The organism is Paenibacillus amylolyticus (assembly GCF_036894225.1).
Taxonomy (GTDB): Bacteria; Bacillota; Bacilli; order Paenibacillales; family Paenibacillaceae; genus Paenibacillus; species Paenibacillus amylolyticus.
The window spans coordinates 5,296,968-5,311,554 of sequence record NZ_CP145892.1; the positions used below are offsets into that span (position 1 = coordinate 5,296,968).

Here is a 14,587-nt window from a genome sequence, read left to right on the forward strand (position 1 = left end):
TAAATAAACTTTATCTAGCCAAGCTCTGGCCAACCCTGAATGGTTACGGGTTCGCCATCGGGATTATGTGTTGCAGCCGCATAGATCGGCAGTACACCGTCATGGAACAACCACAACTCGTGCAAGGCCCGTGTACAACCAACGTACAACAGCTTTGCATCACCCGCATTTGGCAAATAATGCTTCTGGTCTACGTCTGCCACAATAACGGCATCAAACTCCAACCCTTTGGACAGATAGACCGGCAAAACGGAGTGTCCACCCGTGTACTGCTTTTTGCCACCATCGATCAGGTTCAGATCCCATCCTGCGGCCTGTAGGTCACGGTGAAGTACCTCTGCTTCATGCAGTGTACGGGTCAGGATGGAGACGGTTCGGTAGTCTTTGACTGTTAACAACTTCAAAGCCTGCTCCAGACTCGCCGTCCGCCCTTCGCCTCCATAAGCCAACGTCCGAACCGGATCACCACTACGGAAAACAGGAATCGCCGTAATTCCGCTCTTGACGCCACGTTCCAGAATCGTATTGGCATAATCGATAATTTCCATCGTCGAACGATAACTTCGGGTCAATGCAAAGTATGCATTCTGTTCCTCAGGAAATAGAGAACTCATCTCTTCCCACGCATGAACACCACGGTACTCATGAATCCCTTGGGACAAGTCACCCAGTATGGTGAAGGAATGCCCTTTGACGAAACGATCCAATAACGCCACATGGAAAGGTGAAAAGTCCTGGGCTTCATCGATCACAATATGGTCGAATCGCTCCGAACCCTCAATATCATGGACCAATGTATGAATGTAAACCAATGCAGGCAGATCCTCTTCACGGACGATATCCTGTTTCAGATCTGCTGCCGTTTGTTTCATTACGCCTTTGGGGATAAGCCCGCTGAGCGAAGCTGGCACAGAACCACCCTTTGTAGCTTTGAACAACTGTTTATATAACGTAAGCGGCTCGTATTGAGGCCATTTTTTGGCATAAGCTTTCTCACGAGTAGACGCTTTTTTCTTGCGTTCTTTGCGCACAGCTTCTGGCATCGGTTTCTTAAGTTCCATCTCAATCCAGCGGTGAACTCTCGCCATGACCCGTTCTTTGCGTTTGGCCAGCGGATAATGTTTATATTCCTCACCGAACCAGTTCTCGATCTCCGTCTTGCTGAGCACCCTACCGTCCCATGGACTGAAGTCCATATCCGGTACGGAATCCGCTTCCATGCCCGAGAGCCACTCTCGAATAAGCTCCATGAAACGGATGGATCCTTTGTAACGTCCAGGTACATCATCATTCAATTCAGGTCGTGCATCTGGAGTTTCGAACCAGGTGTTCAATGTATCCGACGTATTCGCTAAAGGCATATCCAACCCCAGCAGGTTCATCGCCCAATCCGGGAATGTCCGTTGCTGGATATCACCTACTCCGAGTTCCGGGAGCACATCCGAGATGTAATCCAGGAACATGTGGTTGGGTGCAAAAATAACCATTTTCTCTGCAGATACCTGCTCCTTATACTGATATAGCAAAAAGGCAAGCCGATGCAGGGCAACCGTTGTTTTCCCTGATCCCGCCACACCTTGAATGATTAATGCGGTATTTCGCGCCGCACGAATGATTAGATCCTGCTCCGCCTGAATCGTAGATACGATATCACGCAGTTTGTTATCCTTGTTCTCTCCCAGACGATAAACGAGGAATTCATCAGATACCGCTGGCTGGTCGCTGTCACGGTTATATGTATCCGCCACACGTTCCAATATCCGCTGCCGAATGACAACGTTTCGTTTCAGATATACGAGACCTTCAATAAGCCCTTCCGGGGCTTCATACGTAGCGGAGGCTTCCCCTCCCGTAAATGAGTAAAACAGGCTTGCGACAGGAGCACGCCAGTCGATGACGAGCGGATGCTCTCCCACCTCTTCGCGGTCTACGCCAATTTTGCCAATATACAGCGGTTTCCGTGCACCACTGCCCTGTTCTTCGAAATCCAAGCGTCCGAAATAGGGTTGCTGCGCGCTCTTGGACAAGGCGGTGCGGCGCTCTTCGCGTCCAGCTTCCAGCACTTGTTCTGTGAAGTCGTGGCCGGTGTATACCGGAATGTTCTGCAGTCGTTCCAGCTGACTATCCACTTCCTCCATCGTTCGCTCTAACCTGTACTCTTCTTCTTGATAGGCACTTTGAAAGCTGTCTGACATGTTTCAGTTACCTCCTAAGAATATGTTTTGCTCTGCATCGCCAATCACTGACGACGCAAAAGGATACCCACTATATCATATTGATGTGTAAAAAGCTACAGCAGCCTGGTGATCTCATAAAAGAAAACCGTTGCTCACGCTCGTACTGAACGAATGAACAACGGTCTTAAGTTGAACTATATTTGAATCTTATCTTTTGAAATAGTAGTCAATTTGTTTCTGATTTCAACCTTGTCCTTCCTGTGCCACAAACTGTTTTTGAGCTAACTCACGGTATACCGGATGATTGCTAATTAATTCCGTATGCGTTCCTGTTCCGGTAACATGCCCATGCTCCAATACAACAATCTGATCGGAATCCACCACTGTGGACAATCGGTGCGCGATCACGATCGTAGTTCTTCCTTCCATCAGATTAGACAATGCTTGCTGTACTTCATACTCCGAGGTGCTGTCCAGACTGGATGTCGCTTCATCCAACATAAGAATATCCGGACTGCGCAGTAAGGCACGAGCAATAGCAATCCGCTGACGTTGGCCCCCGGATAACTTGATTCCCCTCTCGCCCACTTCCGTATCATAGCCCTGTGGAAGCTTGTTGATAAAGTCGGCAGAATAGGCCATCTCAGCAGCTCGTCGGATCTCATCCATCGTGGCCTCACGACCTAATCCGTACGTGATGTTGTCTTTGATCGTACCCGCCATAAGTGGACTTTCCTGAGATACATACCCAATCTTGCTGCGCCAGGAGGCTAAAGAATAATCCGTTATGGCTTGTCCTCCATATGAAATATGGCCTGAATCGGGCATATAAAACTGCTCCATCAAAGAGAACAGTGTTGATTTGCCGCTACCGCTTGGACCGACAATGGCTGTCACTTTTTGTGTAGGTACCGTCAAATTGATTCCGTGCAACACTTCCTCACCTGTAACATAGGAAAAATGTACATCATGGAATGCAATCGTCTCATTTCCTTTTGGCGCTACCTTAGTGCTGTCATGTGGCTCTTCCTCATCGGCAAGGATCGCTTGTATGCGCTCCGTTGCACCTACGACTTTTTGCAAACGAGAGTATAACGTCGTGAATTGTCCCATTGGCATAATGACCTGGAACAACAGTAAAATGAACGCAACCAGTTCACCAGGCGACAACAGTCCAGACGCTACGCGCATTCCCCCCACACCCAGAATAACGACTAGAACGGCTGTCATGACAAATGTAAACAAAGGACCGATCAGAGCAAGAATGCGCGCTTCCTGCAAGCCAAAAGCAAACATTTTACGGATCCGGGAATCTCCTGCTTCCACTTCCTGTTTCTCCGTTCCGTAAGCTTTCACCAAGCGGATCTCGCCAATAACCTGACTGAGCACGGACGTAAGACCTGCCATCTCATCCTGCTGCTTCTTGGAGATCTTGTACATTTTCTTCCCGACCGGCAACAGAATCAACAGCGTAAGCGGCACCAGACTCAGAATAATGAGCGACATCACCCAATCCAAGTAAAATAGTAATGCCACGCCACCCACAACAGCGACGATGTTGGATACAAAGGAAACCAGATAATCCGCGATCAACGTCATGATCTGGCTAGTATCATTCGTAATCCGGCTCATCGTATCGCCTGTACGATTGCGGTCGAAATACGGCATTCGTAGCGACAATACCTTGTTCCACAGCTTGGTGCGAAGTGTTGCGACGACGCGTTGTCCGGCGTAATTTAACATATAAATGCTAATACCCGAGGCAATCGCCTGAATTACAAATGCCCCAAGCAATAACAAAATAACAGATTTGTTCAATGCCGAAGTGGTTAATCCATCAATCAGACCTTTGGTCATCAATGGCACGATCAGTCCGGCTGTAGTTTGAATCAGGGTTAAGATGAGGGCCAGAATCAAGATCAGTTTTGGCGGGTTCGTGGAGGCGATAAGCTTGACGAAATCCTTAAATCCCTTTTTTCCTACCTTCGGTTCATTCTGCCCTGCTTGTTGCTGCTCTTCCATTCCCGTTCCTCCCGTTCTCCATCTGCTCACCAGAGATCATACGTATGAACTTACATGACGTTGCCTTTTGTTATTACAAAACTCCATGCAACACAAAGTTGGCTAAAAAGAGGATGGAAATGCCATACATGACCACAGGCACCTGTTTACCTTGACCTGCTGCCAGCTTCGCTAATGGATAGGCAATAAATCCAAACGCCATACCGTCCACGATGCTATATGTAAATGGAATCATGACCATGATCAGAAATGCCGGGAATGCCTCTGTGAAGTCACCAAAATCCATATCTTTCACACCTTGTACCATCAGGCCACCAATAATGATCAAAATGGGCGCAATTGCACTGTCCGGAATGTAACCGAGGAGCGGGATGAAGAAAAAAGTAGCTCCGAATAACACGGCTGTAACGAGCGGAGTCAAACCTGTGCGACCGCCTGCTGCAATTCCGGCTGTAGTCTCGGCTGCAGCAACTGGGGGGCTACTTCCGAATACGCCTGCCAATACGGTACTAATGGATAGTGCGCGTAGACTTCCTTTGAACCGCTCTGGACGACCAATCATCTGTGTCTGAGCCGTAATTAATCCGATATTTTCGAACACCACAATTAGCAGTAGCAAAAATACCGCGATCCAGAATGCGACATCAGCCAGTTTCATCAAGGATAATTCGCCAAACAAGCCGCCGTATTGACGCAGCGCATCCATAGCTGATACGGACTCACCCGGGTTCACTGCACCAAGTACATAGGCAAGGCCTGTCCCGACCAGAATACTGATCAGAAGTCCACCCTGTACGTTACGTATAAATAAAATCAAGGCAAGCACCAGCGTAACGCAGGCTGTAATGACATTGGGATCATTGAAATGCCCAATCGCAACAAACGTGGTCTGATGTGCGATAACGATTCCACTTTTTTGCAAACCGATAAATGTCAGAAACAAACCAATCCCGACCGTAATGCCATGCTGCAGATTTTTCGGGATTGCTTCGCTGATCATTTTGTATAGTGACGTAAACGCAACAATGGCAAACAGTACACCTGTAACGGTTACAACGGCCAGCGCTTCTTGCCAGCTTAATTTCATGGAATGTACAAGTGTATACGTAAAAAATGCATTAATCCCCATTCCGGGTACTACGATAATCGGTGATTTTCCGCCAAATGCCATGAGCAAACATCCTGCAATGGACGTCAGCAGTGTTCCAACCATAGCTGCCTGCAAAGGCATCCCGGCATCGGAAAGAATTGTAGCATTGACCATAACGATATAGACCACGGCAAAATAGGAAATGGCTCCCGCCACAACTTCCTTCTTCCACTGGTCTCCTGGCTCCATGCCAAGACGTCTGGTCATCCATCCGTGTTTCATTTCGTTCTATTCCCCTCTCTGTAGCCGCAAATTCATTATGTATGTATCATCATTTCGCGCAGCAGTGAATATCATACACGGTTTTGACTTTGAAGTACATGACGTAACTCTGACATTAATCAGGAATACAGTTCGGCTATCATAGACGATTGACGTCCCATCCACTCCGGTCTTGCGAAGTATGATCACAAAAAAAGCGCAGATGCCTTATCAGCATCCACGCTTCTTCAGTTGGCAGCAAGTTACTGCTGCTTGTTCTCTGCAATTTCTAACAAATCCTTGATCGCAACACTGACCATAATCAGTCCGGCTACCGGAGGCACAAATGAGTTACTCGCAGGTGGCTGTTTAGCCTTACGAATTTCCGGAGCATTCTCGGGAACGATTTTCTGTGTTACGTCCTCGCGCGGTTTCATCGGCTTTTCAGTCGAGAAGACCACTTTCACGCCTTTTTTAATGCCGTCTTTACGAAGTGTCGTACGCACAACACGGGCAATCGGGTCCATGGTCGTTTTCGAAATATCCGCAACCTGGAATTTCGTAGGGTCCATTTTATTCGCCGCACCCATGCTGGAAATCATCGGAATTTTACGTTTGAGGCACTCTTTAATGAGATGGATTTTATAGATAATCGTGTCGGATGCATCCAGCACATAATCCAGTTCATATTTGAACAATTCCTCATACGTTTCTTCCGTGTAAAACATATTCAGGGCAATCGCATCACATTCCGGATTGATCAGTTTCACACGTTCCACCATCAGGTCCGCTTTTTTCTGCCCTACTGTCGTGGTCAGCGCATGAATCTGGCGGTTAATGTTGGTGATGTCCACGACGTCTTTATCAATCAGGATGATACGCCCAACGCCGCTACGGGCAAGAGCTTCTACAGCAATACCACCTACGCCGCCAATACCAAGCACAGCGACTGTACTATTCTTCAACGTATCCAGACCTTCAGGTCCGATCGCAAGTTCTGTTCTTGAAAATTGATGGAGCATTGAGAATCGATGCCTCCTTTATTTCTTTTCCGCTACCGGTTTACGGGCTACGCGGATATGCAGTTGTTCCAATTGTGAGTCATCCACTTCGGATGGTGCATTCATGAGCAGATCCGTTGCACTTGCCGTTTTCGGGAAGGCAATCGTTTCACGCAGATTCGTGCGGCCCGCCAGCAACATCACGAGGCGGTCCAGACCAAAGGCAATACCACCATGCGGTGGAGTTCCATATTCGAAAGCTTCCAACAGATAGCCGAATTTCTCATTCGCTACTTCTGTAGAGAGTCCAAGGGCAGCAAACATTTTCTCCTGAACATCACGTTTGTAGATACGCATCGAACCGCCACCTACTTCATAACCATTGAGAACAAGGTCATAGGCTTGAGCGCGGATTGCACCTGGATCTGTGTCAAACAGATGTACATCTTCGTCTTTTGGACGTGTGAACGGATGGTGTTCTGCCACATAACGTTTCGCATCTTCATCATATCCGAGGAGTGGGAAGTCCACAACCCAAGCAAATTTGAATTTGCTGTCATCGATCAGTCCAAGTTGACGGCCGATTTTCAGACGCAGTGCGCCCAGAACGTCAGCAACCACTTTTTTCGTGTCTGCGGAGAAGAGCAACAAGTCGCCATCTTCAGCACCAGTGCGCTCTTTGACAGCTTCGATTTCTTCAGGCGTGAAGAACTTCACGATTGGCCCTTTGAACTCGCCGTCTTTCACTTGAATCCAAGCCAGTCCCTTCGCACCGTAACGTGCAGCAAATGGTCCGAGATCATCGATCTCTTTACGACTCCATGTGCCACAGCCTTTAGCGTTCAGCACTTTCACTTCTCCACCTTTTTCGATGACAGAAGCAAATACTTTTACACCACTGTTCGCTACGATATCGTTCATTTCAACCAGTTCCATACCGAAGCGCAGATCTGGTTTGTCTGAACCGTATTTGCCCATTGCATCTGCATACGTAATCCGTTGGAAAGGTAGTTCCAGCTCAATTCCTTTGGTTTCACGCAGCAATTTGGCCATCAGTTCTTCCATCATTGGCAGCAGGTCATCCTGTTGCAAGAAAGAAGTCTCGATGTCGACTTGAGTGAATTCTGGTTGACGGTCTGCACGCAGATCCTCATCCCGGAAACAACGAGCGATCTGATAATAACGCTCAACGCCACCCACCATTAGCAACTGTTTGTAGATTTGTGGGGATTGTGGCAAGGCGAAGAATTCACCTTCATGCACACGGCTCGGTACGAGATAATCACGCGCACCTTCCGGGGAGCTCTTAGTCAGGATTGGTGTTTCCACTTCAACGAACTCTTCTCCATCCAGGTAGTCACGGAACACTTTGGATGCTTTGGAACGCAGTTTCAATGTTTCGAACATTTCCGGACGACGCAGGTCCAGGTAACGATATTTCAAACGAAGGGATTCATCAACTTCAACACCATCTTCAATGAAGAATGGAGGTGTTTTAGCTGCGTTCAGCACTTCGATTTCTGTAATTTGAACTTCAATTTCGCCAGTAGGCAGGTTTTTATTAACTGTTTCAGCATCACGTTTAACAACTTTACCCGTTACAGCGATAACATACTCGCTACGTACGCGATCTGCGATTTGCAGAGCTTCACCGGAGTAAGCCGGGTTAAAGACAACTTGTACAATCCCGCTGCGATCACGCAGGTCGATGAAGAGTACGCCCCCCAAGTCACGACGGGTCTGAACCCAACCGTTCAATGTTACTGTTTCACCGATGTGTGCGGGTGTTAATGCGCCGCAATGATGACTTCTTTTCATAACCAAACTCCTCATTATGTGAATTTCCGTTCTGTATGGGCAGTTAGTGCCTGCTCTTCAACAGTCCGTTTACGTGTAGACCATGTATTCGAAAAGGCATGTTACCTCTGGCTCGCCAACTTCCGCTTAATTTGGAAACGTCGGTGAACCTCAGTACTTTTGCCGGATCAATTGTTTTACTTGAATGTTTAAGACTTAATGCAACACCTCATGCTTATTTACCTTCGCGAATTGCCGATACCAGATCATCAAGCTTCACGTTTTGTTGCTCACCCGTATCCATCGATTTGAGGGAGATCTCACCACGCTCCAGCTCGTCATCACCAAGGATGGCGGTATAGCGGGATTTGAAACGGTCAGCTGATTTCATCTGTGCTTTCATCTTGCGGCCCAGATAATCACGTTCCCCAGACAGTCCAGACTGACGAAGTTTGAACAACAGACGGTTCACTTCACGATCAGCAGCCTCTCCCAGAGCAACAAAGTACACATCCAGTGGAGCCAGCGTACTAACCTCAATATTTTGGTGCTCCAGAATCAGTTGAATACGCTCCAGACCAATACCGAAGCCGATGCCCGGCTGATCAGGTCCGCCGATATCTCCAACCAGACCATTGTACCGACCACCGCCGCCAACCGTATCTATTGCTCCAATACCTTGGGCTTTTAATTCAAAAGCAGTTAGCGTGTAATAATCCAAGCCCCGTACCAGACGATTGTTCACAGCATAATCCACTCCGAAATCATCCAGGTATGCCTGCAGCTTGGCAAAGTGATTCAAAGACTCTTCATCCAGACTATCCAGTATCGACGGTGCCCCAACGAATTTGTCTTGATCGACTTTGCAGTCGAGCACACGCAGCGGATTACGCTCCATGCGGGACTGGCAGTCCTTGCACAGGCTGTCTTTCATCGGTCTGAGGAACCCAAGTAACGTCTCGCGGTATTCTGCACGGCTGGTTGAGTTACCAACGGAGTTGATCTCCACTTTTACATCCTTCAAGCCGAGCTCGACGCACAACTGGTAACCTAGTGCGATTACTTCGGCATCAATTGCCGGGTCCAGCGCACCGATGGCTTCTACACCAAACTGGTGGAACTGACGCTGACGGCCTGCCTGCGGACGCTCATACCGGAACATCGGACCGATGTAATAGAGCTTGCTCACATCCGGTTCACCATAGATTTTATTCTCTACATACGCACGGACAACACCTGCTGTTCCCTCTGGACGAAGAGTCATGCTGCGATTGCCTTTGTCATCAAAGGTATACATTTCTTTCTCAACGATATCGGTAGTCTCTCCTACACCGCGTACAAATAAAGAAGTCTGTTCGAAGATCGGTGTGCGAATCTCACGGTAATTAAACCGTCGACACAGATCTCGTGCTTTTTCTTCTACGTACTGCCATTTCTCGACAACTCCAGGCAGTAAGTCCTGCGTTCCAGTCGGTTTTTGAAAAGCCATCTTGATCCCTCCAGCATTGATTTTTTTCTCTAAAAGTTAAAAAATTCTACACGTGATCACTGCGCGGGCAGAACAACCTTACAATCGCTGTTATCCCCAGATTTTTCGAATTAATTTTATAATGTGGAAATCCGGGGATAGCATATGCTTCCGATGCAGCTTTCTTTCAGAAAGCTTTTAGGCGAACGCTTCGCTTCTACAGCTTGGTTCTACAATCTCCGTTTTCGTGTATTTCTTTTAAATCAACTTATATAACAAAAAAATCCCTCGCCCTGTCGCTGTGTATACAGCAAACAAAGGGACGAGAGATTGTGTAATATACATTCACCCGTGGTACCACCCACATTCCGGAAACCTGACACTTTAGCCGTTCAGGTGATCTCTGATGATTCAACATTGCATAAGGCACTGTGATCAGCAGATATTCCGCTCTACGTGTAACGCACGTCCTGCGCAGGCCGGCTACTGGTCAACAGATCATCTCTGCTGTGTTCGCCGTCTGTTCTCGGGGAAGTCATTCGTCCGCTCATCAAGAGAATCCTTACAGCCTTGGGATTCCTCTCTGGTCATGTGGGCACGGAGTACTTGGTCCCGTCATCAAATCAGTAATATAGTTCAAAAATCGACTTGTATTGACTGTAGTCAACGTATTATTTTCTGATTGTAATGAACCGCAGTGCTAAAGTCAAGGGTTAACACGAAAAGATAGCTCTAAAAAATTTTACTCACACGCTGCACCGGATGGGGGAGTGACAGAAATCACGGATAATAGAAGCTGGATTCATCATATGAATTCCAACTTCTATTCGCTTCTTATTCCTCTATTGTTGCAGCATCCACTTCAACAGATCCGGCGCGCTCGCCCATAAACGGGAATGCATAATGACATATTCAATCGCTTCGTCGGAGTCGCCCATGCCGACAAAATCAGGGAGGTTATGCGGCAACCGCTTTAAACCCAACAGGTAATCAGGCACATGTTTGTTCACACCCCGCGCCACTCGGTACAGCATTTTGAGCTGGGAGGTGATTCCGTTTTTCTTATACTCCAGAATGATCTTGTCATAGGCAAAGGCCGTTGCGGCGTCACCTCTTCCATACTCCTCCAGCAATTGCTCTGCCTGATCCAATTGGTTACTGTACAAATACACAGCAGCGAGCAGGTAACGTGCTCCGGTATTGTCTTCCGTATTAAGCTCTAGCATATGCTCCAGAATCTGTGCTGCTTCTTTGGTATCTCCGCCAAACCAGCAGGATTCCGCATAACTTTTGCATATCCGGATATAGGGACGAGTCTCGTGAAGCCCGCAGAAGTCACCTTTGTTCTCCTCAAAGATCAGTTCGCCCAGTTCACGTTTGCCAGCAGCGATTCCTTCCTTGAGGTAAGATCGTGCATCATTCTCATTGTCCGATTCCTCAGCTAGAATAAGATATGCATCAGAGCTGTCAGGATACATCTCCAGCGCTGTTTCCGCCAGATGTACTCTCCGTTTGGAAGAGCTCGCTTCCCTCGCCTTAGACAGCAGAGCCTGTGCTTTGTCTTTCGATGTGCCTGGACCGTTCAGCATCAATAGCTCGTCCGTTTCACCGCCCATGCCGTATTCTTCGATGTAACTATTCATCTCCTTAACCTTCCGGGAGATCGTGCCTGTCGTTACCTCATATTTATCAGCCAGCTCAGCCTTTGAGACATGGAAGCCGTATTCCTCGGACAGCAAATACTCAATTGCAGCAGAGAACGAGCCTGTCTTCTTCACAGTAGGGCGGTTCTGACGGGAGTAGCCGTTCCATAACACCAGAGCTTCCAAAATTACCTCTGGCTCGTATTGGTTCCTCATGTTCTCAATAGTCTGCAGGGCCAGCTGTTCGTGAGCCGGATGCTCCCATTTCAAATCGCTTGCCACCATCTTTTTCAGCTTGGTCAAGGTCAGTTTGCTCTCAGGCTGAATGGAGGCTTCCCGAACCGGTTGCTCCTTTGATATTATCCCCAGTATGGATTCTACTGCAGAGGACTCCTTGTTCAGACAACATTTCTTATATTTTTTCCCACTACCGCATGGGCATACATCATTTCTTCCAACCTTACTCAAAACTAATTCCCCCTTAAATCTGTCTCTAGCCATTCGCATGAGAACTCTGTTGCTTTAGCATTGTAGGTGTCATTTCTCAAACGAGGCATTCTATATAACTTTCAAATTCCATCGATCAAGCAGAAACGGATGCCCCTTACTTATATAAAAAAGGCGGGGCCGTTTCAGCGAGTATATGTTCATCTGGAATATGACGGATCACTCTGGCGATGAGTTCCTCATACTCTCTGTCATAGAATTGGATTCGCCTGAACCCAATCACTGGAGCTAGATTTACCGTCCAATGTAGCCCAACTATGAAAACAATTCGCTGTAGAATATATAAACCCATCTCTCTATTCTAGCAAAAATTGAATAAAGGGGTAAGCTCTACCCAAAACATACACATTCTCAGCTCAAAAAAAATAGCCTGCACACGGTGTGCAGGCTCAAAGGATATATAAAAAAAGGGGGTCATGTGTGTTATTATAAGCCCAATATGTTAAAGGCTTATGTATCTAATATTACAGTAATATTACAAAAATGATAGCGCTCTATAAATTAGTTTTTTAATATCCTCCTGATTAAAAAGCCCTTGCACATCACTCGACTGTGGTCGAGCAGTGCAAGGGCCAAGAAGTATCTACACGTTAATTCAAATCTTCCACATAGGCATGGTTGGAACGAAGCTTATGAACAATCTCATCATAATCCTCATCCCTTACTTTGGCAGACAGAACATAATGCAGATCATCATAATCGGTCGAAGACACATCTGCAGCATTCAGCAGGTCTCCATCCTCATTCACTCTGTCACGAGTATCCCGTTCTGCATCACGGTCCACATTGGCTACCACAGGGATCACATTTTCGCTGGCTGGAACACCAGGGGCTGCACCTACACCCATTGCTCCGTTGGTGCCTACGCCACCTGCTGTATTATAAGGCACCAGTGGCACCATAACACGCGTGTCTCTACCTATCGCACTATCCAGTTGACCTACTTCCAAATGCTCTGTACGGAACGTCTGAAGTGAAGTTCTTGCTCCCTCTGCCTCGTCCTCGGTTCGAAAATACGCCTGAATATGTTTTGTCATGTCAAACCCTCCTTTTTCGGAATAAAATGCAACGTGAAGTTTGTAAACGTCACGATGTAACGTACTTAAGATACATCAATGTATGTCAGTTGTACTGGCTGAAGTTATATAACTTTTAGCAGTTCACGTACAAACGCTGGCTCATCTTCAGGTGTTCGGGATGTAATATAGTTTCCATCCACAACGGCCTCATGATCCTTGAACTCTGCTCCTGCGTTTACCATATCATCCTTAAGTGGTGGATAGGATGTAATTGTACGGCCTTTCAACAGACCGGCACTAGCCAAAATTTGCGGACCATGACAGATCGCAGCAATTGGTTTCTTCGCACTGTTGATCTCAGTGACAAACTTCAAAATGTGCGCATCACTTCGCAAATTCTCAGGGGATGATCCACCAGGAATCACGACTGCATCATAATCTGAAGCGGATGCATCACCAATCGCCTTATCTGTGGTATAGGAGGCCTTTCCTCCTTTACCTTTAAGAGTCTCACCGGCTTTTAATCCGATAATCTCCACTTCATGTCCAGCTTTTTTTACTTCGTCATACGGGACCTGCATCTCCGAATCTTCAAAGTCATTCGCCAATAAAAAAGCAACTTTACTCATAACGTATGTTCTCCTTTCCGTGTTCGAACTTTCTTTATAAAATCGGGTCTTGCAGTACATTGGCACTTCGTTGTGCCTCGTTTTGTTATTACCCTCACCAGAGCAATTTATAACAATTCAATGTAATTTCATTTTGTAACCAAGTCGTCAAACGAATACTTAAAAAGTTCTACTCACGACAAAAAGTCCTGATTCGGGAAGGAATCAGGACTTTTTCAAAATCTGTATAATCCAAATATCGGATGTTTATATCCCTGTGTAAACATTCAAGATCGCGGAAGATGACTCTGCTTCCCTTTGTCCGAATCCTGAAGTGCCCAGATCGTTGCAACATACTCAGCAGCCGAACGGGCAAGGTGCAATGATTCATACAGGTTGCCAGGGAGTAACAAAGGTTCTGTACGGGCACGTGTTTCTTTCGCAGATTGGCGCATAATTGGATGGATACTCCTTTGATCATGAAATAGTCATCAACGAATTTATCCCTTATTATGGCCTGAACCCCATGGAATTATGCACTTGGTTCCTGACGAACCGGACTTTCAAGCATCAAAGTCACGGGTCCCCAGTTGGTAAATGTTACATCCATCATCGCTCCGAAACGCCCGGTTTCAACCTGAATACCTTTATCCCGTAGCAGTTGATTAAACGTTTCATATAACAGTTCTGCCGCTTCAGGTCGGGCCGCAGCCGCAAAGCTCGGACGCTTTCCTTTGCGACAATCTCCGTACAGGGTGAACTGGGAAACAGACAATACAGCACCGCCTACATCAAGCAGACTGAGATTCATCTTCTCCTGATCATCCTCAAATATCCGCAACCCACTAACTTTGTCAGCCAGATACTGGGCATCCTTCTCGGTGTCCTCATGGGTAATGCCTACGAGCAGCATTAATCCGGACTCGATCTTACCTGTCAGCTCGTCTCCCACGGTCACCTGAGCCTCTTTACAGCGTTGTACAAGCACCCTCAT

The 14,587-nt window shown here is 47.1% G+C and carries 11 protein-coding genes; all 11 read right to left on the reverse strand.

Annotated features, from left to right (window positions below):
* Nucleotides 1–14: 14 nt before the first annotated feature.
* The 11 genes from V6668_RS23450 to dtd all read right to left on the reverse strand — a co-directional run bounded on the left by V6668_RS23450 (nucleotide 15) and on the right by dtd (nucleotide 14,587).
* The gene (locus V6668_RS23450) at nucleotides 15–2,195 is read right to left on the reverse strand and encodes a HelD family protein (RefSeq protein WP_253502838.1); all 2,181 of its coding nucleotides are present in this window, start codon (nucleotides 2,193–2,195) and stop codon (nucleotides 15–17) included.
* 225 nt (nucleotides 2,196–2,420) lie between these two features.
* Complete coding sequence (locus V6668_RS23455; protein WP_338706892.1) at nucleotides 2,421–4,199, reverse strand: ABC transporter ATP-binding protein; 1,779 nt, start codon at nucleotides 4,197–4,199, stop codon at nucleotides 2,421–2,423.
* 73 nt (nucleotides 4,200–4,272) lie between these two features.
* Complete coding sequence (locus V6668_RS23460; RefSeq protein WP_127551056.1) at nucleotides 4,273–5,571, reverse strand: NCS2 family permease; 1,299 nt, start codon at nucleotides 5,569–5,571, stop codon at nucleotides 4,273–4,275.
* A gap of 242 nt (nucleotides 5,572–5,813) precedes the next feature.
* A complete protein-coding gene (locus tag V6668_RS23465) occupies nucleotides 5,814–6,572 on the reverse strand; it encodes a tRNA threonylcarbamoyladenosine dehydratase (protein WP_076320351.1) in 759 nt (252 codons plus the stop codon).
* 18 nt (nucleotides 6,573–6,590) lie between these two features.
* Nucleotides 6,591–8,369 (reverse strand): aspartate--tRNA ligase, encoded by a 1,779-nt coding sequence (gene aspS, locus V6668_RS23470; RefSeq protein ID WP_036616911.1) that lies wholly within the window; start codon nucleotides 8,367–8,369, stop codon nucleotides 6,591–6,593.
* Nucleotides 8,370–8,583: 214 nt separating this feature from the next.
* Nucleotides 8,584–9,837, reverse strand: coding sequence for a histidine--tRNA ligase (gene hisS, locus V6668_RS23475; RefSeq protein ID WP_338706893.1), 1,254 nt, complete (start codon nucleotides 9,835–9,837; stop codon nucleotides 8,584–8,586).
* A gap of 821 nt (nucleotides 9,838–10,658) precedes the next feature.
* Nucleotides 10,659–11,927: an SEC-C metal-binding domain-containing protein gene (locus tag V6668_RS23480; protein WP_338706894.1), complete on the reverse strand. Its 1,269-nt coding sequence runs from the start codon at nucleotides 11,925–11,927 to the stop codon at nucleotides 10,659–10,661.
* A gap of 629 nt (nucleotides 11,928–12,556) precedes the next feature.
* Nucleotides 12,557–13,003 carry a hypothetical protein gene (locus tag V6668_RS23485; protein WP_100529058.1) on the reverse strand — a complete coding sequence of 149 codons (447 nt, stop codon included), beginning with the start codon at nucleotides 13,001–13,003 and terminating at the stop codon, nucleotides 12,557–12,559.
* Nucleotides 13,004–13,107: 104 nt separating this feature from the next.
* On the reverse strand, nucleotides 13,108–13,614 hold the full coding sequence (locus tag V6668_RS23490) for a type 1 glutamine amidotransferase domain-containing protein (protein ID WP_036616900.1): 507 nt from the start codon (nucleotides 13,612–13,614) through the stop codon (nucleotides 13,108–13,110).
* Nucleotides 13,615–13,880: 266 nt separating this feature from the next.
* The gene (locus tag V6668_RS23495; RefSeq protein WP_338706895.1) at nucleotides 13,881–14,048 is read right to left on the reverse strand and encodes a hypothetical protein; all 168 of its coding nucleotides are present in this window, start codon (nucleotides 14,046–14,048) and stop codon (nucleotides 13,881–13,883) included.
* 77 nt (nucleotides 14,049–14,125) lie between these two features.
* The gene (gene dtd / locus V6668_RS23500) at nucleotides 14,126–14,587 is read right to left on the reverse strand and encodes a D-aminoacyl-tRNA deacylase (RefSeq protein ID WP_100529057.1); all 462 of its coding nucleotides are present in this window, start codon (nucleotides 14,585–14,587) and stop codon (nucleotides 14,126–14,128) included.

What these genes read in the sequence shown, in the direction of transcription:
- V6668_RS23450 (WP_253502838.1), bottom strand. Translation starts at nt 2,195, where the DNA reads ATGTCAGACAGCTTTCAAAGTGCCTATCAAGAAGAAGAGTACAGGTTA.
- V6668_RS23455 (WP_338706892.1), bottom strand. Translation starts at nt 4,199, where the DNA reads ATGGAAGAGCAGCAACAAGCAGGGCAGAATGAACCGAAGGTAGGAAAA.
- V6668_RS23460 (WP_127551056.1), bottom strand. Translation starts at nt 5,571, where the DNA reads ATGAAACACGGATGGATGACCAGACGTCTTGGCATGGAGCCAGGAGAC.
- V6668_RS23465 (WP_076320351.1), bottom strand. Translation starts at nt 6,572, where the DNA reads ATGCTCCATCAATTTTCAAGAACAGAACTTGCGATCGGACCTGAAGGT.
- aspS (WP_036616911.1), bottom strand. Translation starts at nt 8,369, where the DNA reads ATGAAAAGAAGTCATCATTGCGGCGCATTAACACCCGCACACATCGGT.
- hisS (WP_338706893.1), bottom strand. Translation starts at nt 9,837, where the DNA reads ATGGCTTTTCAAAAACCGACTGGAACGCAGGACTTACTGCCTGGAGTT.
- V6668_RS23485 (WP_100529058.1), bottom strand. Translation starts at nt 13,003, where the DNA reads ATGACAAAACATATTCAGGCGTATTTTCGAACCGAGGACGAGGCAGAG.
- V6668_RS23490 (WP_036616900.1), bottom strand. Translation starts at nt 13,614, where the DNA reads ATGAGTAAAGTTGCTTTTTTATTGGCGAATGACTTTGAAGATTCGGAG.
- V6668_RS23495 (WP_338706895.1), bottom strand. Translation starts at nt 14,048, where the DNA reads ATGCGCCAATCTGCGAAAGAAACACGTGCCCGTACAGAACCTTTGTTA.
- dtd (WP_100529057.1), bottom strand. Translation starts at nt 14,587, where the DNA reads ATGAGGGTGCTTGTACAACGCTGTAAAGAGGCTCAGGTGACCGTGGGA.